Genomic DNA, 21567 nt, shown 5'->3' on the forward strand with positions numbered 1-21567 from the left:
GAAGAAACAACTTTCAAGCCACCGGATGACCACCGTGTAGCTATGGATATTGCCGAGATTGCGACCTCCGAGTACATCGAAGTCGACGCGGACGAGCGGCTGGGGAAGGTCCGCTCTATCTTCGACCGCGAGAATCCCAAGGGTCTCATCGTCACGCGAGACGGCGAGTACGCCGGCGTGATCGGGGAACGCGACCTGGTTCGCTCACGGATCGAGGACGACACCAAGGCCGGCGTGCTGATGAAATCCGCCCCCCGCGTCGACCGCACGGAGGACGTTCGCGAGGTGGCCCGCGTCCTCGTCGAGGGCAACACGAAGGTCGCCCCCGTCTACGAGGGCGAGAACCTCTGGGGGATCATTACGGCCGACGCCATCCTGACGGCCGTCCTCGACAGCCTCGACGCGCTGACCGTCGAACAGATCGAGACGGCGGACGTGGTGACCATCGGCGAGAAGGCCCACGTCGGGCAGGCGATCAACCGACTGCGCGAACACGGCATCTCCCGACTCCCCGTCGTCGACGAGGACGACACCCTCGTCGGCGTCCTCACGACCCACGACATCGTCGAGTTCGTCGTCCGCGACGCCGACCGACAGGGTCGCGGCGACCGCCGCGGCGACATCGACCGGATGCTCGACCTCCCCGTCTACGATCTGATGACCAGTCCGGTGCTGACGACGGACGACGACGCGACCGTCGAGGAGGCGGTCCGGCAGATGCTCGACAACGACGTGTCGGGACTCGTCGTCACGGACGAGGGGGACGACGACCGGGTCGGCGGCGTCCTCACCAAGACCGACGTGCTCCGTGCCCTCACCTTCACCGAGGAGGGGCAGATGGACGTCCAGATCACCAACGTCGCCCTGCTGGACACAATCAGCCGCGAGGAGATCGTGCAGGGCATCACCGAGGTGGCCGACAAGTACCAGGAGATGCAGGTCCACCACGCCCACGTCCGATTCCACGAGCACAAGGAGAAGCTCCGCGGCACCCCGCTGATCCAGTGTCAGATTCGCCTGCGCACGAACCGCGGCCAGGTCGCCGGCTCCGGAGAAGGCTACGGCGCCGACCACGCGTTCAACATCGCCGCCGACACGCTCGAACGCAACGTCCTCGAACTGAAGGGACTCATCGCCGACGAACAGTACCGGGGCCAGCTCCTCCGGAAGCTCGGCGAACTATAACGTTTCCTCGCCCGCGGCCAGTCCCTCGCCGGTGATGCGGAACGTCGCCGTCTCGCCGGCGGGTTTCGACCGATGTTTCTCCAGCGTCGCTCGCCGATTCCCGCCCCGGAAGCGATCCAGCCGCAGGACCGTCCCCGTCCAGTGTTCGAGCGTGTGACCCCCGAGCGCCCGCGACCGGTCGCCCTCGGGGTCGGTGAACACCTGATTCGTCACCACCGCCGCGAGGTCGTGTTTCCGGGCGAGCGAGAGGAGATGCGTCACCTGCCGTCCCACCCGACGGAGCGTCTCGCCCTCGTCGTCGTCGTGGCGTTCGAGCCGGTAAAAGCCCGTCGCGCTGTCGAGGACGATCAACTCCGCCCGCGGCGCGAAGTCGGCGGCGTCGCGGACCGCCTCCTCCTGTTCGGCGAAGTCGTGGGCCTCGCTGACGACGATCCGGGAGGTGATGGCGTCGAGGTCCTCGCCGTCGCTCGCCGCCGCCGAGAGCTGTCGGAACCGGTCGACCGAGAGGCCTTCCGTGTCGATGTAGACCGCCGTCCCCCCGCCGACGGCCGCCTGCACGGCCGCCGAGAGCGCGAGGTTCGTCTTGCCGGCGGCGGGCGGGCCGTACACCTGCGTGACGGTGCCGCGCTCGAACCCGCCGCCCAGCAGGTCGTCGAGCGGGGGACAGCCGGTGGGCACTGGCTCTGACTCGGGCACACTCCCCCTCGGTCGGTGTCGGTCATAAACCCTCGACACCGCGACCGCGACCGTTAGGTCGCGGTCGCCGGCTGTTCGCAGTTCCGTCAGGTCGCGGTCGCCGGCGGTCCGTCTTCCGTCCGTGGCTACCAGCGATCCGTCCACCCGAGCGACCTACGGCACCCCTGCACGACACGTTTTACCGCTATGGGGGCCAACCCCGACCGTGATCGTCGTCGCCACCGCCGATTTCGAGCTGTACCACGAAGTCGTCGCGCTGCTCCGGGACCGCGGGGTGGCGTTCACCACCGTCGACCCCGGCGACGACCTCCCCGTGGAAGCGTCGGCCGTGATCGCCTCGCCGGACGACGACGCGGTCGGGGACGGGGAGACGGACCGCGTCACCGCGACGGCCGCCGACGCCCGCCGTGCCGTCGACGAGGCGCTGGCGCTCCTGCGGGGCGGCGAGGGCCGAACGGTCGTCGGCGTCGATCCCGGGGTCCGGCCGGGAATCGCCGTCCTCGCCGGCGAGACGGTCGTCGCCGCGTTCCAAGTGCCCCTCGGCGACGCCGTGGAGACGATTCGGCGGGAGGTGGCCGACGCGGTCGATCCGCTCGTCCGGATCGGCGACGGCGCGCGCCTTCAGGGCGCCCGACTGGTGAACGACCTCGACGACGTGACGGTCGAACTCGTCGACGAAACGGGGACGACCCCCTACCTCGGTACCGGCGCACGGGGGATGGGCGACGTGCTCGCCGCGGTCAACATCGCCCGGCTGGAGGGGGAACGGATCGACTCCCGGGAGGTCGATCCCACGGCGGGCGAACTCCAGCGAATCAAGGACCGCTCCCGACAGCTGTCGACCGACGACCGCACCATCGACGAGGGGTTGGCCCGCCGGGTCGCCGCCGGCGACCTCACCGTCGAGGAAGCGCTGGACGAACACCGGGACTAGTCCCGCGCGACCGCCTCCACCTCCACGAGCATCTCGGGATCGATCAGTCGCTCGACCTGCACCATCGTCGTCGCCGGCCGCACGTCGGCGAAAGCGTCGCCGTGGGCGCGTCCGATTGCCTCCCAGTCGTCGATATCGGTGACGAACAGGCGGGTCCGCACCACGTCCGAGAGGGCGGCGTCGAGCGCCGAGAGCGCCGTTTCGACGTTCTCGATGGCTCGCACCGTCTGCGCGTGGGGGTCGCCGGGGGCGACGACCTGCCCGTCGTCGTCCGTCGCGGTGGTTCCGGAAACGTGTATCTCGTTGCCGGCACGAATCGCCCGCGAGTAGCCGACCGTCGACTCCCACTCGGTGCCCGAGGCGTAGCGCTCACGGTCCATGGTCGCGTCTCGCTGCCGGGACATGAAACCGTTACTCCGGGCCGTCGACGAGTGCTTCCGCCCGCCGCATCACCTCGCGCACCGAGAGGTCGGTCTCGCGGGCGACCGCCAGCGCGTCGTCGTACTCCGCGCTCACGTCGTAGACGGCGCCGTCGGCGTCGCTCCCGACCTTGACCGCCACGTCGTACGCCTCGCCCTCGACGGTCAGCGTCGCCGTCTCGAAGCCCCGATTCGCGACCCAGCGGTGGCGGGCACCTCCCTCGCGCACGCCGAGCGTCCCCGTCTCCTCGGCGAGGCGGCGGGCGACGGCGCCCGCGTCCGCGGGGTCGACGACCACCTTCACGAGGTGGCCCGGCCGTGACTTCTTCATCGTCGTCGGGACGATGGACACGTCACGCGCGCCCGCCTCCGCGAGCGTCTCCTGTAAGCTCCCCAGTACCTCGGGAGTCACGTCGTCGACGTTCGTCTCCAGGACGGAGATGGTCTCCCGTCGCAGGCCGCCGGTCCCGTCGCCGACGAGGACGCGGAGGACGTTCGGATGGTCGGGCACGTCGGCGTCGCCGGCGCCGTAGCCGACGGCGTCGACGTCGATGGCGGGGAGTTCCGCGACGCCTTCGGCGAGTTCGGCGAGGAGGGCCGCCCCCGTCGGCGTCAGGAGTTCGCGGTCGACCGGGCCGCCACGGAGCGACCAGTCGGCGTCGGCCGCGATCTCCGCGACCGCGGGCGCGGGGACGGGGTAGGTGCCGTGGCTCATCGCGACCGTGCCGCCGCCGGCCGACACCGGCGCCGTCACGACGCGTTCGGCGCCGAGATCCGCGAGCAGGAGGCAGGCCCCGACCACGTCCGCGATGGCGTCGTCGGCCCCCACTTCGTGGAAGTGCGTGTCGTCGAGATCGGTGCCGTGGACCGCCGCCTCCGCCTCGCCGAGTCGGCGGAAGACGGCGAGGGCGTCGCGTTCGACCTCGGCAGGGAGGTCGAGACTCTCGACGAGCGAGACGACCTCGGCGTAGGTTCGATTGGGACCGTGACCTTCGGCGTGGGTGTGGTCGTGGCCGTGTGAGTGGTCGTGGTCGTGGCCGTGTGAGTGGTCGTGGTCGTGGCCGTGTGAGTGGTCGTGACTGTGGTCCTCGTCCCCCTCGTCGAGTACCACGTCGACCGTCGTCGCCGCGATGCCAGCTTTAGTCGTCGAGCCGACGGCGTAGCGCACGTCGAGGGCGTCCTCGACGGGGGCGAGAACGGCGGGGTCGGCACCGGCGGCGACGAGCGCCGCACAGACCATGTCGCCGCTCGCTCCCATGCGGCCGTCGAACGCGAGCGTCTTCATACGGGTCGCTCGCTCTCGACGGGCAAACGGCTTGCGACCGCCAGCGGACGATCCGGCCGGGATCGGTAGGGGTTTGTACGCCCTGGGCGTATGCTACGACATGACACGATCGACGACCACGGGACGGGACAACAAACTTATCCCGCCCCACCACGGAAGTTTCACCATCCTCGCGGGTATATCATGAACGAAGTGCAACTCGAAGTGGCGAAAGCGTACCCGAACGACTCGGGGCGTGGCATCGCCCGATTGGACCCCGACACGCTCCTGCACCTGAAGCTGTCGCCAGGTGACATCATCGAGATCGAGGGGGCCGATCGGACGGCGGCGAAGGTGTGGCGTGCCGACCGACAGGACTGGAACACCGACACGGTCCGCATCGACGGGTTCACCCGGCAGAACGCGGACGTGGGCATCGGCGAGCGCGTCACCATCCGGAAGGCGGAGGCGACGAAAGCCGAGAAACTCGTCCTCGCGCCGCCGGAGGAGGCGAGCGTCCAGTTCGGCTCCGACGCCGCCGGCATGGTGAAACGGCAGATCCTCAAGCGGCCGGTGGTCGAACGCGACATCGTCCCGGTGATGTCGAGTACGAACCACCCGTTCATGCGGTCGCCGGGACAGGCCATCCCGCTGATCGCCGTCGAGACGGAACCGGAGGGCGTCTGTCTCGTGACGGAGGACACCGAGGTCGAACTGCGTGAGGAGCCCATCTCGGGCTTCGAGAAGACCGGCGGCGGCATCACGTACGAGGACATCGGCGGCCTGCAAAACGAGATCCAGCGCGTCCGGGAGATGGTCGAACTCCCGATGAAGCACCCGCAGATCTTCAAGAAGTTGGGGATCGAACCCCCGCAGGGCGTCCTCCTGCACGGGCCGCCGGGGACCGGGAAGACCCTGCTGGCCAAAGCGGTCGCCAACGAAACCTCCGCGTCCTTCTTCTCCATCGCGGGGCCGGAGATCATCTCGAAGTACTACGGCGAGTCCGAACAGCAGTTGCGCGAAATTTTCGAGGACGCCAAAGACGAGTCGCCGTCGATCATCTTCATCGACGAACTCGACTCCATCGCGCCCAAGCGTGAGGACGTGACCGGCGAGGTCGAACGCCGGGTCGTCGCCCAACTGCTGACGATGATGGACGGCCTCGAAACCCGGGGGCAGGTCATCGTCATCGCGGCGACCAATCGGGTGGATTCCGTGGATCCCGCGCTCCGTCGACCGGGGCGGTTCGACCGCGAAATCGAAATCGGCGTTCCGGACGAGGAAGGACGGAAAGAGATCCTCCAGATTCACACGCGCGGTATGCCGCTTTCCGACGACGTGAGCCTCGATCACCTCGCGGACGAGACCCACGGCTTCGTCGGCGCCGACATCGAGAGCCTGACGAAGGAGGCCGCGATGAAGGCGCTCCGGCGGTACCTCCCCGAGATCGATCTGGACGAGGAGGACATCCCGCCGAGCCTCATCGACCGGATGATCGTCAAGCGCGACGACTTCGGCGGCGCGCTCGGCGAGGTAGAGCCCTCCGCGATGCGGGAGGTGCTGGTCGAACTCCCGAAGATCACGTGGGACGACGTGGGCGGCCTCGACGAGCCCAAAGAGATGGTCAAGGAGGCCGTCGAGTGGCCGCTCTCCTCGCCGGAGAAGTTCGACCGCATGGGGATCGAACCCCCGAAGGGCGTCCTCCTGTACGGGCCACCGGGGACCGGGAAGACGCTGATGGCGAAGGCGGTGGCCAACGAGACCAACGCCAACTTCATCAGCGTGCGCGGCCCGCAGTTGCTGTCGAAGTGGGTCGGCGAGAGCGAGAAGGCCATCCGGCAGACGTTCCGGAAGGCCCGGCAGGTGGCCCCGACGGTCATCTTCTTCGACGAACTCGACTCGCTCGCGCCGTCGCGGGGCAACGAAGTGGGTAACAACGTCTCCGAGCGCGTCGTCAACCAGCTTCTGACCGAACTCGACGGGCTGGAGGAGATGGGCAACGTCATGGTCATCGGCGCGACCAACCGGCCGGATATGATCGACCCCGCCCTACTCCGGTCTGGCCGGTTCGACCGCCTCGTGTTCATCGGCGAACCCGAGCAGGAGGGTCGCGAGCAGATCCTGAAGATCCACACGCAGCACTCGCCGCTCGCCCCCGACGTTAGCCTCCGGGAGATCGCCGAGATCACCGACGGCTACGTCGGCTCCGACCTGGAGAGCATCGCCCGCGAGGCGGCGATGGTCGCACTCCGCGAGGACGAGGGGGCCGAAGAAGTCGAGATGCGACACTTCCGGCAGGCCATGGAGAACGTCCGGCCGACGATCACGGACGACATCATGGACTACTACGAACAGATCGAAGAACAGTTCAAGGGCGGTGGGGGCGAGAGCTTCGCCAGCCGTGGTGGCGGCGGCCGGATCGGCTTCCAGTAGGCGACTTCCCCGCCGGAGCCTTTTTGTAACGATTCGTCCCATCCACACGAGTGGCCTGGGACCCGACACTGTACACCGTCGTCGGCGTCGTGGCCGCCGGCCTGTTTTTCATCATCGCCGCCGTGGGACGAGAACACCGGTCCCAGCCCGCCGCGATGGCGTTTCTCGCCCTCATCACGGCGATGGGGGGGTGGGCGCTCTGCTACGCCGTCGGCCTCGGGTTCACGACGCTCGACGCCCAGCTCGTCTGGCAGCGGTCGGCACTCGCCATCGGCGGCCTCGTCCCCTCCCTCTGGTTCCTGTTTGCGGTCCAGTATACGAATCGGGACGCGTGGCTCACGCCGGCGATCCGAGCGGTCATGATCGTCGATCCGCTCGTGTTCGGCCTGCTGACGCTCACGAATCCGACACACGGGTTGGTCTGGAGCGATCCGGCGCTCGTGACTTACGGCTCGCTCCACGCGGTCGAGTTCACGTTCGGCCCGGCGTACCTGCTCCACCTCGCGTACACGTACGTCGTGACGCCCGTCGGCTTCGGCCTCCTTCTGTTCTCGGTAGTGCGGTCGACGCTCTATCGGACACAGGCCGGACTGCTGTTGGTCGGCGCGATTCCGCCGCTCGTAGCGAACACGACGTTCGCGCTCGGCATCGATCCGGGCGTGATCCCCTCGCTCGACTACACCCCCTTCGCGTTCGTCATCACCGGCCCGTGTTTCGGGCTGGCGCTGTTCCGGTTCGACCTCCTCGAACGCGTCCCAGTCGCTCGGAAACAGATCGTCGCCGACGCCGACGACGGGTTCGTCGTCCTCGACCAGAATCTGCGTGCCGTGACGGCGAATCCGTCCGCGGAGCGGATTCTCGGCGGGCCGATCGAGGGCGATCCGATCGCCGAACACTTCCCCGCCGACGAGTTCGACCTCGAATCGGTGTCGGGGACGACACTGACGATCGTCGTCGAGGGCCAGCAACGCACCTACGACGTGACCCACTCGACCCTGTCCGACGATCACGGGCGGACCGTCGGCTACGTCCTCCAGTTCAGGGACGTCACGGATCGGCACACGTACCAACAGCGGCTGAAAGTCGCCAACCGGGTGTTGCGTCACGACCTCCGGAACCGGATGAACGTGATCACGGGGTGGGCGGACGAACTCGCCGAACACGAGACGGAGGACGTGCGGGTGATCGGCGAACGGATCACGACGACGGCAGACGAACTGGTCGAGTTGGGCGAGCAGGTTCGACTTCTGGTCGAGACGGCCGACTACGTCGGGCGACCGAACGAATCCGTCGACCTCGGTGCGCACGTTACGCCAGTCGTGGAGGATATCCGAACCGCTCACCCCGAAGCGACGGTGGAGACGGAACTCCCCACGGGGACGACGGTGCTCGTTCCCCATCCCAGGCTGCTCACGATCAGCGTCGAAAGCCTCCTCGAAAACGCGGTCGAACACAACGACGCCGAGCGGCCGTGGGTGAAAGTGACCGTCGAGTCGGTGTCGGAGCCGGACGACTACACCCGACTTCACGTTGCGGACGACGGTCCCGGTATCCCCGAAGCCGAACTGGAGGCGTTACGGGAGGGAAGCGAGACGTCGCTGAAACACGGGAGCGGCCTCGGCCTCTGGCTGGTCCACTGGACCGTCACCGCCGCGGGCGGCACCGTGTCGTTCGAACGGCGGGACCCACGGGGAAGCGTCGTCACGATCGCGTTGCGCCCTGGGGACTGATGCGGGTTATCGTCAGTTAGTGCCGATGGTTCGCCGGACCGTCGTGGCGAACCACCGATACACCGTTACGACGGCCGTGCCGACCACCAACGCGTATTAGTGACTCGTCGGCGTACGAGCGAGGTGGAAGGGTGGCTCAGTGGTAGAGCGTTCTCGCCGGTCGCCGGCCTCCGCGTCGACGCGGACCGGGTAGCCGGCGAGGGAGTCGACCGATTCTCGGTCGGCACACGGCTTCGCGTGGTTCGAATCCCGCCCCTTCCAGTTCGCAATCAGGAGTTTCGCGGAGAGCGGGCAGTACGGACGTCCGCGCCGTCGCGGACCATATCTTCACAGCGGGGGCATACGCGGGGTTCGTCCACGCCGTCCGGCGTAAACACCCGGGCGTAGTCACGGGTGACGAACGCACCACAGTTCTGGCACTCGGGCATACGGCGGGGAAATCGCGTCAGATTTTACATAAGTCTTGGGGCAAGGGCCGAAAGTGATTTTAATAACCTATAGTTATTATGCCGCATGGAACTACCCACGCCACAGGACCTGCGGGAGCGGCGGACCTCGCTGGATCTCACCCAGAGCGCCCTCGCCGAGATGGCGGGCGTCTCGCAGCCGCTGATCGCACGGATCGAAGGCGGGGACGTCGATCCGCGCCTCTCGACGTTGCGCCGCATCGTGGCGGCGCTCGACGAGGCCGAGGGCGGCGTCGTCCGGGCCGAGGACCTGATGAACGAGGAGCTGGTCAGCGTCGCACCGGACGACTCCGTCGCGGACGCCGAACGGCAGATGGAGGACGCGGCCTTCTCACAGCTCCCCGTCCTGCAGAGCGGACTGCCCGTCGGCTCGATCAGTTACAGCGACATCCGCCGTGCGGGGGAAAACGTCGGGCAGAAGGCCGTCGCGGAGATCATGAGCGAGCAGTTCCCCACCGTCTCGCGCGAGGACTCCGTCGACAAGATCAGCAACCTGCTCGACTACTACAAGGCCGTCATCGTCACCGAGGGTGGCGAAGCCGTCGGCATCATCACCGAAGCGGACATCGCGGCCGAACTCTCCTGAGGTTTTTGAGCGGGGACGCGGCCACTCGCTCGCGTGATCTGACACCCCACCCGGAACCGGTTCGCCGCCGTGCGTCCAGCCCGTTCCGGCGTCGCCTCGGACGCCTGCCCGCTACAGCTCCAGCCCGCGGATCGAGACGCCGTCGCCGTCCTCGACGTGGCCGATGATCCGGCCGTCCACCGCCTCCGCCAGCGCCTCGGCGTCCGACAGGGAGAGCGCCGCGACGAAGCCGGTCCCCATGTTGAACGTCCGGTGCATCTCCTCGTCCGAGACGTTGCCCGCCTCCTGGACGTAGTCGAACACCGGCTGGGGATCGAATGGATCGTCGATGGCGTACCGGTGATCGCCGAGCCGGTCGAGGTTGGTCCACCCGCCGCCCGTGACGTGGGCCGCCGCGTTGACGCCGTGTTCCCGCATCGGATCGAGGAGGTCGGTGTAGATGCGCGTCGGTTCGAGCAGCGCCTCGCCGAGGGTGTCGTAGTCGCCGAACGGACAGGGGTCGGTGTAGTCGTCCTCGCGCGTGACGGCCGTCCGCGCCAGCGTCAATCCGTTGGAGTGGATCCCCGAGGACGGCACCCCGACGAGCGCGTCGCCCACGTCGGCACGGCCGGGAAAGAGTGCGTCCTTCGCGGCGAGGCCGGCACAGGTGCCCGCGAGGTCGAGTCCCTTGACCACTTCGGGCATGACCGCCGTCTCGCCACCGACGAGTTCGATGCCCGCGCGCTCGGCCCCTTCGGCGAGCCCCTCGCCGATCTGTTCGGCGAAGCGTTCGTCGGGTTCGTCGACCGCGAGGTAGTCGACGAAGGCGACCGGCCGGACCCCCGCCGCCACGAGGTCGTTGGCGTTCATCGCGATGCAGTCGATGCCGACCGTCGAGTAGTCGGACAGCGCCTCGGCGACGAGGAGTTTCGTCCCGACGCCGTCGGTCGCCAGGCCGAGATAGCGGTCGCCGATGTCGAGGAGACCCGCGTAGTCGCCCGCGCTCTCGCCGACGGCACCGACGAGGGCGGCCGTCGCCGCCTCGCTCTCCGCGATGTCGACGCCCGTCGCCGCGTAGGTGAGTTCCTCGCTTTCGTCCTCGTCGTTCATGCGCGACACCCCGTCGGCCGGACGCAAAAGCACACCGCATCGACGGGGAGATATTTGTCGGCGCCGTGGGAAGGGAAAGCATGGATCGGACGTTCACCGTCGGCGCCGGCCTCACCGTCGTCGGCGTCTGTGGCTACGCCGGCGGCGTCTTCGTGGCCTACCCTGGGCGGGCGTTCTCGCTCACGGCGATCATGGTCGGCATCACGCTCGCAGCCATCGGCGACGGTCGGGGGGCGGGCGCGTGACCGTCCGCACGCTCGTCTACGACGGTGATCGGGTCGAGACGCGCGAATCCACCGACGCCGAGTCGCTCCGGGCCGCGCGCACGGCGACCGGCACGACTTGGACGCGCGCCTCGGACGTAACCGACGACGAACTCGAGCGACTGAGTGCGGGGTTCGGCCTCCACACGCTCGAAATCGAGGACGTGCGGAGCAACGTCAGCCCGAAGGTCGAACTGTTTCCGGATCACACGTTCGTCCTCGTCAAGACCGCCCGCCTGCGCGGTGGTGAGACGACGTTCGAGGAGGAGATTCGCGACCAACCGGTCGGCCTCTTCTTCGGCCACGACTGGATCGTCACGCTCGCGGTCGAGGAGACGGCGGCCGTCGAGACGGTGTGGGAGCGGGTGCACCGCGAGGAGCCACGGCTCCTCCAGCGCGACGCCGACTTCACCGCCTACCGCGTCCTCGACGCCGTCGTCGACGAGTATTTCGCCATCCTCGACGAGATCGGTCGCGATATCGAGGCGGTCGAAGACCGGATCATCGACGATCCGGACACCGAGACGTTGGAGATACTCAACAGCCTCCGTCGCGAACTCCTGTCGATCCGGCGGATCGTCTGGCCGACCCGTGACGCCGTGAGCGTCCTCGCACGCGGCGATGCCGACTACGTCCAGGCGTCGACGGAGAAGTACTACCGCGACGTGTACGACCATCTGATCCAGCACGTCGAACTGGTCGAGACGTATCGCGACCTGGCGAGTGGCGCGCGCGACATCTACCTCAACACGCTCTCGCAGTCGACCAACGAGGTGATGAAGCGCCTGACCGTCGTCGCGACCATCATCCTGCCGCTGACTTTCGTCGTCGGCGTCTACGGCATGAACTTCGGGGGTGGCCCGTACAACATGCCCGAACTCGGGTGGCGCTTCGGCTACCCCGCCGTCCTCGTCGGGATGGCGCTCACCGCGACGGTCATGCTCCAGTATTTCCGGAGCGAGGGGTGGCTCTGATCACATGTACATCCGATCCTCCGGCATCTGCTTATTGGCGACCGTTTCGAGGCGCGCAGCGAGGTCCTGGTAGTACTGTTCGACCGTCCGGGCGAACTCCTCGAGAGGGCCGGCGTCGATGCCGAAGTCGTACACCCGGTCGAACGTCTCGACGAGGCGGATGGCAGCGGGCACGTCCGGCACCTGTGCGTGGACGGGGGTGATGAACAGCGCCGTCCGAAGGTCGGATTCGATGCCGCGGTACATCAACGACCCGTTGATCCCGTCGAGAAAGCCCCGTCCCATGGGTCGGATGTCGGCGTCGGCGAGTCGTCGCTCGCGGTAGTCGTCGGAGGCGACGTAGAACGTGTCGTGTTCGTCGGGGCCGTGGGCGTAGGGGATGCCCGAGAGCACCAGAATCTCCGCGACGTCGTGTTCGTCGGTCCACGAGAGCAGGGTGTCGGCGAAGGAATCGGCCACCGGCGTCGGCAGGAACAGTTCGTTGACGAAGACGGTCAGATCGAGGTCCGGCCGGGAGAAAAATCGCGAGTGGTGTCGGGGACGCCCCGCCTCGAACGGCGTGATCGACGGCAGGTACTCGGCGGTGAGGTGGCCGGTCTCCTCCAGTTCGAGGTGGTCGACGAGGAAATCGACGGCCGTGAGGCCGGCGAGGCCGAACGCCGAGAAGCCGGCGACGACGGTTGTCGAGGGGGAGGCGTCGTTCGAGATGTGGAACGTCGGATCGCGCCCTGGATTCGTTGACATGAACGGTCGTACGGCGAAGGGTCACTTAGGCCTTCGCGCCGGGGTTCGGCCGATCAGTCGGTCGCCGGTTCGTCGGCCACGTCGACCGACGATCCGCGAACGTCCGCCGATCGCCAGCTCCCACGCCCGAACCAGACGTACGCGATGACGGCGCCGGCGACGTTCGAGACGAAAAAGGAGAGCCAGATGCCGGGCGGCCCCATGAACCCGGAGGCGACCCACGCGATGGGGAGGCGGATCAGGCCGAGCATCGAGACGGCGATGGCGGCGGCGGTGAGCGTCTTGCCGGCGCCGCGGAACCCGCCGTTGTACGAGCGCATGATGCCGATGAAGCCGAAGGAGGGCGCGACGTAGCGGAGGAAGGTCGCCCCCACCTCGACGACGGCCCGGTCGTTCGTGAACAGGGCGACGATGGGGTCGGCGAAGAAGAACGTGACCACGCCTGCAGCGGCGAGGACGACGAACGTCGTCTTGGCGGCGACGCGGGCGGTCAGCGCCGCCCGGTCGGGCTTGCCGGCACCGATGTTCTGGCCGGACATCGTCTCCACCCCGCGGGCGACGGCGATGGCGGGGAGGAAGATGACCGAGAACACGCGGACGCCGATGCCGAACGCCGCCACGACGGGGGTCGAGAAGGTGCCGACGATGAACATGAGGAGGTTGATGGCGACGGCCTGTCCCGTCCCCTCGACGGACGCGGGGACGCCGATGCGGACGAGTCGCCGGCCGTAGTTCAGGTCCGGAACGATGTCGCGGGGGCGGATGCGAACGCCGCGCCGGCCGGAGAGCATGATCCAGAGGCCGACGGCGAGAGCGAGGCCGCGGGAGAAGACGGTGGCGATGGCGGCGCCTTCGATGCCCCACCGCGGGAAGATCCACCACCCGAAGATGAGGAAGGGGTCGAGAACGACGTTGAGGGCGACGGAGCCGAGCATGACGAGCATCGGCGTGATGGTGTCGCCGTACCCCCGCATGAGCGAGATGAAGACGAAGAAGCCGAACATGAAGAAGATGCCCAGCGAGATGATCTCCATGTACGCCGTGGCGAGGGGGAGGACGTCCTCGGACGCACCAAGCAGCGCGAGGACGTCGCCGACGAGGAAGTAGGCGACGGTGCCGAGAACGACGGCGGCGACGGCGGCGAAGCCGACGGTCTGGGAGGCGGCGTACTCCGCCTCGCCCTCCTGGTCCGCACCGGTGTGCTGGGCGACGAGGATGCTCCCGGCCACCGCCAGTCCCATCCCGAGCGAGATGATGAGAAAGACCATCGGGAAGGCGAAACTGATGGCGGCGAGGGCGTTCGTGCTGTACTGCCCGATCCAGAAGGTGTCGGCGAGGTTGTACGCCGTCTGGAGCAGGTTCGTGACGACGATGGGGAGGGAGAGATAGAACAGGGGTTTCCCCACGTCGCCGGCGGTCAGATCGAACTCGTCGCGGGACTTGAAGACGTCGGAGATCTTCATCGGTCAGCTGTCGCCTCCTCGACGAGGTGGTCGTCGACGAACGACCGGATGGCCTCGGGCACGCCCGCGTCGTCGCCGAGGACGATCCGTCGGGAGTGGGCGCCGTTGACGAGCGTCACCAGCAACGTCGCGATTTCGTCCGAGTCGACGTCGGCCCGGAATGCACCGGCCTCGACGCCGGCCCCGACGACGCCGCGAATCTCGGCCTGGAGGTAGCGGTCGAACCGCTCCAGTCGCTCGCGGAAGGCGTCGTCGTGGGGGGCCTGCGCCTTGACCTCGAACAGCGCCGTGCGGAGTTCGCGGGTCGCGTCCGCGCGCGGTGGGTCGAGGGCGGCGGCGAGGAGGGCGTGGAGGCGCTCGTGGGGCGTCCCCTCGGCCGGGTCGGCGACGCGTTCGGTGTAGGACTCGAAGAGGTGATCCAGAAACGCGAGGAGGAGGCCGCGCTTGGTGTCGTAGTGGTAGTGGAGGGCGGCCTTGCTCTTTGCCCACTCGTCGGCGATGTCCTGCATCGTCAGGTCGGCGTAGCCGTGCCGACAGAGGGCGCGATACGTCGCGCACATGATGTCGTCGGTCGGGGTGGAGGGCGGATCGCCGGTCACACTCTAACTGACCGGTCAGTCAGCAAAAGCCTTCGGAACCTACGCCACCGACGCGAGCACGTCGCCGACGACGTACGCCACCGTCGCGGCGGCCATCCCCACGGCGAACATCTCTCCGCCGTTGAGCAGCCACCCTCGGTCGGTCACGAGCGACCGACTCGCGCCGACGACGAAGAAAGTGAGGCCGGTGACGGCCACCGAGGCGGGAAAGAGCGGCTCCACGACCAGCAGGTACGGCAGGAGGGGAAACCCGCCGACGACGACGAACGCGACGAAGGTGACCAGCGCCGTCGAGGCGGGTGGCTTGCCGTCGTCGTCGACCGCGGCGCCCTGTGCGTCGTGGTAGTCCGCCTCCGACCGGCGACTCAGGAAGTTGCTCATGCCCATCGAGAAGCCGTCGGCGAAGAGGTTCGCGGCGCCGAGGACGAGCACGATGGCGGGGTCGAGAGCGGCGCCGGCCACGCCCGCGACGACGGCGAACGTGGTGACGATGCCGTCGTTGGCGCCGTAGATGATTTCGGGGAGATACCGGCCCCGATCGGTCACGTCGTCGCCGAGAAGCGTATCGAGCATACGTCGGCTTGCACGGCGGGTACCGTAGCCTTGGCGCCGAGCTATATACGTCAGCGGCGCCAACTGATTCTTATGTTGACACGCGTGCTGGTGCCGCTCGACGACTCACCGCTCGCGACGCGGGCACTCGAACACGCTCTCGACGAGTGGTCGGACGCCGAGGTGGTCGTCCTCCACGTCGTCGATCCACTCGACGCCATCTACGAGTCGGAGGTCGGGGGGCCAATCGAGGCGGAGCGGTGGTACGAATCCGAGATGGAAGCCACCGAGGATCTGTTCGACCGGGCACGGGCGCGGGCGGCCGAGACGGACGTCTCGCTTCGGACGGCGACGGCCGTCGGCAACCCGGGGCGGGAAATCGTCCGCTACGTCGCGGCCAACGACGTCGACCACGTCGTCCTGGGGAGTCACGGCCGTCGTGGTCTCGAACGACTCGTCCTCGGGAGCGTCGCGGAACGGGTACTCCGACGGGCCGAGGCGACGGTGACCGTGGTTCGCTAGAATCCGATGCCCAACACGAACACCACGAACACCGTGACGGCGGCGGCGGGGACGAACGTGAGGGCGAACACCGCCTTGCTCCAGTCGAGGACGGTCTTCCCGTCGAGCGCCCCGAACGGGATGAGGTTGAACGCCGCCAGAAAGAGGTTGATGGCGACGCCCCGGCCGCCGAGCAGGGAGAGCAGCGGCGACCCGACGAGGAGGCCGGTGACGTAAATCGGGGCGAAAACCAGGGCGAGCAGCCCGTTCGTCACCGGCCCGGCGAGGGCGATGAGGCCGTGTTCCCGCGCCGTGAGCCGGCCGCGGTGGTGGACGGCCCCCGGCGCGGCAAAGAGGAAGCCGACCATGGCGCTCACGACGGCGATAAAGAGCATGCCGTAGTCGGCGCGGAACTCGGCGATCTGATCGAACCGGACCGCGACCACCTTGTGGGCGAGTTCGTGGAGCAGAAAGCCGAGGCCGGCGGTGACCAGCGAGACGACGAGGGGCTGGATCAGTCCCTGGTCGACGAGCATCGAGAGGGCGCGGCTTCCACCGCCGGCGAAGAAGATGGCGAAGGCGACGCCGAGGGCCACCCACGCGATGGCCAGGTCCTGCAGTTCGCGGGAACTGAACGTCAGGTTCACGCGACGGTCCTCCAGAGGAGTTCGGCGCTGTTTCTCGCCCCTTCGAGCATGAGTCGCGAGACGCCCTCGACGCCGCCGATTTCGGTGGCGAAGAGGGGAAGGACGTACACCGCAAAGAGGAGGCTCGCGATCATGCTCCCGATGTTCGTCATCGCGACGACCATGATGAGCCTGAAGAGTGGCACGTCGAACATCTGCCCGATCAGCGTCCGGATCGGCGTCTCCTCGTCGCTCAAGAGTTCGTTGAGCGTCCCGATGTCGCTCACGTTGACCGCGGTGTGTCGGAGTTCGACGTAGCCGGTGAACCACCCCGGGGCGAGCAGTGGGTTGACGGAGGTCATCCACGCGACGAGGCCGCCGACGAGCGTCGAGTCCCAGCGCGCGCCCGCGAGGCGGGCGAGGCCGGCCGCGAAGACGCCGTTGACGACGAACCACGCGGCAAAGAGCCGAAGGAGGAAGCCGTCGCGGACCCCCGCCATCGCGAGGAGGACGAAGAAGGCGACGAAGCCGAGCGAGACGAGGACGCCCGCGGCCTTCAGCCACGGGACGCCACCGCCCGAGTCGGTGCCGACGAGCGACTCCCACGGCGGGAGCGTCTCCGGCGCGTCGAGGTAGCCCTCGATGCCCTCCCGGTGGCCCGCGCCGACGACGGCGACGACGTGGTGGCCGGCGTCGCGCAGTCGCACGAGTTCGTGGGCGATGTAGGCGTCGCGTTCGTCGATCAGGGCGCGGGCGCCGGCGGGGCTGAAGGTGCGGAACTCCTCCATCATGACGCTCACCACGTCGGCGTCGGTGAGTTCCGCGACGTCGAACTCGTCGAACTCCTCGTCGGCCGTCGCGCCGTAGCCGGCACGGTCGGCGAGGAAGCCGACGACGAGGCCGACGGTCACGCCGCCGGCGAGGCCGAGCGTGAGGCTGCCGACGATGCGGGCGACGAACGTGCCGAGCGAGGCGACGACGCCGTCGGCGAGGCCGAGACCGACGCCGCCGATCAGGCCGGCCGCGACGCCGACGCCCGCGGCGGCGAACAGGCGGTCGTCGGGACCGAGGGCGTCGACGGCGTCCGCGAGCGTGTGGACGACGAATCCGACGGCGATAGCGAGCAGGACGCCGCCCGTCACGCGGGCCAGGATGGGCGTCGAGAGGCCGAGCGAGGGGCCAAAGAGGCCCAGCAGGGGACCGAGGACGACGCCGACGAAGACGCCGAGCGCGAGGCCGAGGCCGCGGGCGTCCGTGAGCCCGAAGGCGAGGCCGCCGACGAGGCGGAACTTCTCCAGAACACCCATTCGCGCCCAGAACCGCTGGATGGTCGTCTGGATGTCGCGGTCGACCAGCGCCACGCCGATGCCGAGGTCCTCGGCCGTCTCGACGGCCGCGAGCATGTCGGCGCCGGGCTGGATGTCGAACTTCTCGCCCAGCCGCGACTGGACGTAGGAGAGCATCCAGTAGGCCAGAAACTGAAAGACGGTGTTGCCCCGGAGCAGGTCGCCGGGTTCGATGTCGTCGGGCGTCTCGCCCTGCATCTGTCGGTAGCGCCCCTCGTCGAGTTCGACGGCGACCACGTCCGGCCGGTCGGCCTCGATCACCTCCTCGACCTCTCGCACGCTCTCGGCGGAGACGTGGGCCGTGCCCACGACGCGGACACGACCCTCGCCCTCGGTCGAGGCGGCGGCGTCACTCATCACCGGTCGCTACTGGGGCACGCTTTTTACCCTTGTCGGAGAGAGGCGGGGTATGGTCTCCATCGAGAACGAAGCCGCGCTGGCATCGACCCGCGCGCGGGAGACGGCACTGGCCTGCGTCCGGGCCGGCATCGACGCCGCACGACCGGACCGCGTCGTCGCCGATTCGGTCCGCCTCGACGGCGACCGACTCCACGTCGCCGACGCCACCTACGACCTCTCTGGCGTGGATCGGATCGTCGCCGTCGGCGGCGGGAAGGCCGCGGACGGCGTCGCGGACGCGCTTGAGACGGTCCTCGGCGACCGCATCGCCGCGGGCGCCGTCGTGACGCCCGACCCGAGCGAGCGCGAGGACCACCGCATCGAGCGCCTGCGCGGCCACCACCCCGTTCCCAGCGAGGAGGGAGTGGAGGGAACCGACCGCATCCACGAACTCGTCGCCGACGCCGACGAGCGAACGCTCGTCCTCGCTATCGTCACCGGCGGGGGGAGTGCCCTGCTTCCCGCGCCCGCGGAGGGCATCACCCTCTCGGACCTGCAGACGACGACCGACGCGCTCCTCGACGCCGGGGCCGAAATCGGCGCGCTCAACGCCGTCCGCAAACACCTCTCGACGCTCAAAGGGGGCGGCCTCGCCGAACTCGCCGCGCCCGCGACGGTGGTCGGCCTCATGTTCAGCGACGTGGTCGGCAACGATCTGAGCGTCATCGCCAGCGGCCCGACCGCCCCCGACGAGTCGACGTACGCGGACGCCCTCGACGCGCTGGAGCGGTACGGCGTCGACCCGCCCGAGGCGGTCCGCGAGCGGCTGGAAGCCGGCGCGGCGGGCGACCTGCCCGAGACGCCGCGGGCCGACGACCCCGTCTTCGACCGGGTGACGAACCACGTCCTCGCGGACGGCTTCACCGCCATCGACGCCGCACGGGAAGTGGCCGCCGACCGGGGGTACGACCCCTGCGTCCTCTCCTCGTCGGTCCGGGGCGAGGCGCGAGAGGCGGCGCTGACCCACGTCGCCGTCGCTGAGGAAGTCGAGGCGACGGGGAATCCCCTCGAGGCGCCGGCCGTCGTCCTCTCCGGCGGGGAGGCGACGGTCACCGTCCGCGGCGACGGCGTGGGCGGCCCGAACGCCGAGTTCGCGCTGGCGGCGGCCATCGAACTCCCCGACGGGGCGACGCTCGCCTGCGTCGACACCGACGGCAAGGACGGCAGCAGCGACTTCGCGGGCGCCCTCGTCGACGCCGACACCGTGGACGACGCCCGCGAGGCCCGGGCGGCGCTCGGGAACAGCGACGCCTACGGCTACCTCGGCGAACGGGGGGTCGTCATCAGCACCGGGGCGACGGGGACGAACGTCAACGACCTGCGGGTGCTGGTCGTCGAGTAGGCGCCGCTGGCGGGGACGAAGCGAAAGAAAAACGCGAGAGACGGCCGGTGAACCGCCCGTCAGCAGGATCGACGGTCGTCAGTTGGTCGCCGAGTCGAGGACGAGCGTGTCGTCTTCGAGGTAGTGCTCGATGTGGTGGGCGTGCTCTTCCATCGTCACGAGGTTCTGGCGGAGCATCTCGGCGGTGGCGTGGTCGCCGAGGCCCTCGGCGAGTTCGACGTGGTCGCGGACCGTCTCGATGATGTCGCCGTACATCTCCATGTCGTTGTGGAGCGAGGTCCGGATGTCGTAGACATCGTCGCCCTCGGGGGAGACGGGGGCGTTCTCTTCGAGGCGCTTGCCGCCGGCGAGGGGGACGCCGCCGAGCGCCTGGGCGCGCTCCGCGATTTCGTCGGCCGCCTCCTCGGCGTCCTCGGCCGCCTCGCCGAGGAACTCGTGGATCGAGAGGAACTCCGCGCCCTCGACGTTCCAGTGGTGCTTTTTCAGCTGATGGTAGAGGACGTACGTCGCGGCGAGGTCGGTGTTGAGCGCCTCGACGAGCTGTTCGGTCTTCTCCTGGTCGAGCCGGAGCGCCTCGGTGGCTTCGACTTCGTCGGCCTGCTGTCGGACTGATTCCTGAGTGCTCATTGCACTCGTTCGTTGGGCCTCCAACCACTTATCCGTTTTCGCTGTGAGCCGTTCACACGGCTTCAAACGCCCGAAATCGGGAGATAACGGCTCTGAGCGAAGCATTCAGATCGGCCGATATCGTCGTCGTGAGCAGAGGAGAGGGGTCGCCCATGATGTTGGTGATTTTATATTATCTGCCGTCGTGAACGAAGCATGGATTCCGTAGCGCTGCAACAGGGGATACCGACCAGTGGAAGTGAGATCATCGCGAGATACGGCGACGCCCTCGTCGCGTTCGCCGTGACGGTCCTCGTCTTCGTCGTCGCGTTCGTCGTCATCTACCTCGTCGGCCGGTCGGTGCTGGTCAGGGTGACGAAGCGGGCACTCGGCGCGCGGGAGTTCTCGCCCGCCATCGTGAGCCTCGGATCGAGTCTCGCGGGCCTGTTCGCGCTGTTCGGCGCGTTCGCGCTCGGGGCCACCATCGCGGGGTTCGGCGCCATCCTCACCGCCTTCGCCACCCTGACCGGCGCCCTCGCGCTCGCGGTTGGCTTCGCCGCACAGGACCTCATCGCCAACTTCGTCGCCGGCGTGTTCATCATCAAGGACGAGCCGTTCGAGGTGGGCGACTACATCGAGTGGAGCGGCAACGGCGGCATCGTCCGCGAAATCCAGCTTCGCGTCACGAAACTCGACACCTTCGGGAACGAACAGCTCACCGTCCCCAACCGTGATCTGGGGAGCGCGGTGGTGAAGAACCCGGTCGCCAACGAGACGCTCCGGGTCGACTGCGACTTCGGCATCGAGTACGACGCCGACATCGAGGACGCCCGGCGCTGCATCGTCGAGGAGGGCGCGGCCGTCGACGGCGTGTTGGCCGACCCCGAACCGTCCGCGCCGGTGACGGCGCTCGGCGACTCCGCCGTCGTCCTCAACGGCCGAGTCTGGATCGACCCCCGGGAGACGAGCGCCGGCGGCACACGGGCGGCGTTCGTCGAGGCCGTCAAGACCCGATTCGACGCGGAGGGGATCGGGATGCCGTACCCGCACACCGAACTCGTCGGGACGATTGGCGTCGAGTCGTCCGGTGCGGTGCCGGCCGACGACTGAGACGGATTATCGTCCGCCATCGGACTGTCTCGGCGAACCACCGGTGAACAGGGACACTGATCCGTACGAGACCGAGCGCAGGGTACTGTTGCGATTAGCGCGATTGGATTAGAGACACCTCGAAAGCCCCGCCCCGCTGGAGTCGGGGGCCTCGCTGCGGTCCTCGGCCTTCGGCCTGCGGTCCTTGCGTCGGCCGCCTTCCTCCAGCAGCGAGGGAGCGAAGCTCCCTCGGGCAATCG

22 protein-coding genes and 1 tRNA gene are annotated in these 21567 nt (G+C 68.4%); 11 read left to right on the top strand and 12 right to left on the bottom strand.

Annotated features, from left to right (window positions below):
- The first annotated feature begins 42 nt into the window (after positions 1–42).
- A complete protein-coding gene (locus tag DU484_RS15145; protein ID WP_114586784.1) occupies positions 43–1185 on the top strand; it encodes a CBS domain-containing protein in 1143 nt (380 codons plus the stop codon).
- Here DU484_RS15145 and radB read toward each other — a convergent pair.
- Positions 1180–1881: a DNA repair and recombination protein RadB gene (gene radB, locus DU484_RS15150; protein WP_114587286.1), complete on the bottom strand. Its 702-nt coding sequence runs from the start codon at positions 1879–1881 to the stop codon at positions 1180–1182. The two genes, DU484_RS15145 and radB, sit on opposite strands and share 6 nt — an antisense overlap.
- 205 nt (positions 1882–2086) lie before the next feature.
- Here radB and DU484_RS15155 point away from each other — a divergent pair, with 205 nt between their 5' ends.
- Complete coding sequence (locus DU484_RS15155; protein ID WP_114606352.1) at positions 2087–2815, top strand: hypothetical protein; 729 nt, start codon at positions 2087–2089, stop codon at positions 2813–2815.
- Here DU484_RS15155 and DU484_RS15160 read toward each other — a convergent pair.
- Both DU484_RS15160 and larC read right to left on the bottom strand, forming a co-directional pair.
- Entirely contained in the window at positions 2812–3195 is a 384-nt protein-coding gene (locus DU484_RS15160) for a RidA family protein (protein ID WP_114586786.1), read from the bottom strand. The genes DU484_RS15155 and DU484_RS15160 overlap by 4 nt on opposite strands.
- A 31-nt stretch (positions 3196–3226) precedes the next feature.
- Complete coding sequence (larC, locus tag DU484_RS15165) at positions 3227–4519, bottom strand: nickel pincer cofactor biosynthesis protein LarC (protein WP_114606353.1); 1293 nt, start codon at positions 4517–4519, stop codon at positions 3227–3229.
- A gap of 183 nt (positions 4520–4702) precedes the next feature.
- Here larC and DU484_RS15170 point away from each other — a divergent pair, with 183 nt between their 5' ends.
- The 3 genes from DU484_RS15170 to DU484_RS19625 all read left to right on the top strand — a co-directional run bounded on the left by DU484_RS15170 (position 4703) and on the right by DU484_RS19625 (position 8922).
- On the top strand, positions 4703–6931 hold the full coding sequence (locus DU484_RS15170) for a CDC48 family AAA ATPase (protein ID WP_114586788.1): 2229 nt from the start codon (positions 4703–4705) through the stop codon (positions 6929–6931).
- 50 nt (positions 6932–6981) lie between these two features.
- Positions 6982–8661 carry a histidine kinase N-terminal 7TM domain-containing protein gene (locus DU484_RS15175; protein WP_114606354.1) on the top strand — a complete coding sequence of 560 codons (1680 nt, stop codon included), beginning with the start codon at positions 6982–6984 and terminating at the stop codon, positions 8659–8661.
- A gap of 125 nt (positions 8662–8786) precedes the next feature.
- A tRNA-Glu gene (locus DU484_RS19625) sits at positions 8787–8922 on the top strand.
- Between the two features lie 8 nt (positions 8923–8930).
- On the opposite strand, the gene DU484_RS20830 is transcribed toward DU484_RS19625, so the two are convergent.
- The gene (locus DU484_RS20830) at positions 8931–9089 is read right to left on the bottom strand and encodes a DUF7563 family protein (protein WP_449271734.1); all 159 of its coding nucleotides are present in this window, start codon (positions 9087–9089) and stop codon (positions 8931–8933) included.
- Positions 9090–9174: 85 nt separating this feature from the next.
- Between DU484_RS20830 and DU484_RS15185 the strand changes: the two genes are divergently transcribed.
- The gene (locus tag DU484_RS15185) at positions 9175–9714 is read left to right on the top strand and encodes a CBS domain-containing protein (protein ID WP_114586790.1); all 540 of its coding nucleotides are present in this window, start codon (positions 9175–9177) and stop codon (positions 9712–9714) included.
- A 111-nt stretch (positions 9715–9825) separates the two neighbouring features.
- On the opposite strand, the gene purM is transcribed toward DU484_RS15185, so the two are convergent.
- Positions 9826–10803 (bottom strand): phosphoribosylformylglycinamidine cyclo-ligase, encoded by a 978-nt coding sequence (gene purM, locus DU484_RS15190; protein WP_114606355.1) that lies wholly within the window; start codon positions 10801–10803, stop codon positions 9826–9828.
- Between the two features lie 80 nt (positions 10804–10883).
- Here purM and DU484_RS20065 point away from each other — a divergent pair, with 80 nt between their 5' ends.
- Together DU484_RS20065 and corA are read left to right on the top strand one after the other, a co-directional pair.
- Positions 10884–11048, top strand: coding sequence for a hypothetical protein (locus tag DU484_RS20065; protein ID WP_187347712.1), 165 nt, complete (start codon positions 10884–10886; stop codon positions 11046–11048).
- Positions 11045–12040 carry a magnesium/cobalt transporter CorA gene (gene corA / locus DU484_RS15195; RefSeq protein ID WP_114586792.1) on the top strand — a complete coding sequence of 332 codons (996 nt, stop codon included), beginning with the start codon at positions 11045–11047 and terminating at the stop codon, positions 12038–12040. Before DU484_RS20065 ends, corA begins: the two co-directional genes overlap by 4 nt.
- On the opposite strand, the gene DU484_RS15200 is transcribed toward corA, so the two are convergent.
- Genes DU484_RS15200 through DU484_RS15215 form a run of 4 tightly spaced genes read right to left on the bottom strand, consistent with a single transcriptional unit; the run spans position 12041 to position 15419 of the window.
- Positions 12041–12784, bottom strand: a complete 744-nt coding sequence (locus DU484_RS15200) for a proteasome assembly chaperone family protein (RefSeq protein WP_114586793.1) — start codon at positions 12782–12784, stop codon at positions 12041–12043.
- Positions 12785–12837: 53 nt separating this feature from the next.
- Positions 12838–14247, bottom strand: a complete 1410-nt coding sequence (locus tag DU484_RS15205; RefSeq protein WP_114606356.1) for an MATE family efflux transporter — start codon at positions 14245–14247, stop codon at positions 12838–12840.
- Entirely contained in the window at positions 14244–14846 is a 603-nt protein-coding gene (locus tag DU484_RS15210) for a TetR/AcrR family transcriptional regulator (RefSeq protein ID WP_245957252.1), read from the bottom strand. The genes DU484_RS15205 and DU484_RS15210 overlap by 4 nt, the downstream gene beginning before the upstream one ends.
- 39 nt (positions 14847–14885) lie before the next feature.
- Positions 14886–15419, bottom strand: a complete 534-nt coding sequence (locus DU484_RS15215; protein ID WP_114586795.1) for a VIT1/CCC1 transporter family protein — start codon at positions 15417–15419, stop codon at positions 14886–14888.
- Positions 15420–15491: 72 nt separating this feature from the next.
- Between DU484_RS15215 and DU484_RS15220 the strand changes: the two genes are divergently transcribed.
- A complete protein-coding gene (locus tag DU484_RS15220) occupies positions 15492–15920 on the top strand; it encodes a universal stress protein (RefSeq protein WP_114586796.1) in 429 nt (142 codons plus the stop codon).
- Here DU484_RS15220 and DU484_RS15225 read toward each other — a convergent pair.
- Together DU484_RS15225 and DU484_RS15230 are read right to left on the bottom strand one after the other, a co-directional pair.
- On the bottom strand, positions 15917–16546 hold the full coding sequence (locus tag DU484_RS15225) for a zinc metalloprotease (RefSeq protein ID WP_114586797.1): 630 nt from the start codon (positions 16544–16546) through the stop codon (positions 15917–15919). The genes DU484_RS15220 and DU484_RS15225 overlap by 4 nt on opposite strands.
- Positions 16543–18228, bottom strand: a complete 1686-nt coding sequence (locus tag DU484_RS15230) for a TraB/GumN family protein (RefSeq protein WP_114586798.1) — start codon at positions 18226–18228, stop codon at positions 16543–16545. Before DU484_RS15230 ends, DU484_RS15225 begins: the two co-directional genes overlap by 4 nt.
- 61 nt (positions 18229–18289) lie before the next feature.
- On the opposite strand from DU484_RS15230, the gene DU484_RS15235 reads away from it, so the two are divergent.
- On the top strand, positions 18290–19612 hold the full coding sequence (locus DU484_RS15235) for a glycerate kinase type-2 family protein (protein WP_394338765.1): 1323 nt from the start codon (positions 18290–18292) through the stop codon (positions 19610–19612).
- Positions 19613–19690: 78 nt separating this feature from the next.
- Here DU484_RS15235 and dpsA read toward each other — a convergent pair whose 3' ends face one another.
- Complete coding sequence (dpsA, locus tag DU484_RS15240) at positions 19691–20239, bottom strand: DNA starvation/stationary phase protection protein DpsA (RefSeq protein ID WP_114586800.1); 549 nt, start codon at positions 20237–20239, stop codon at positions 19691–19693.
- Positions 20240–20434: 195 nt separating this feature from the next.
- On the opposite strand from dpsA, the gene DU484_RS15245 reads away from it, so the two are divergent.
- On the top strand, positions 20435–21328 hold the full coding sequence (locus DU484_RS15245; protein ID WP_114606357.1) for a mechanosensitive ion channel family protein: 894 nt from the start codon (positions 20435–20437) through the stop codon (positions 21326–21328).
- The last annotated feature ends 239 nt before the right edge of the window (positions 21329–21567 follow it).

Source organism: Haloplanus rubicundus (assembly GCF_003342675.1).
Classification (GTDB): Archaea; Halobacteriota; Halobacteria; order Halobacteriales; family Haloferacaceae; genus Haloplanus; species Haloplanus rubicundus.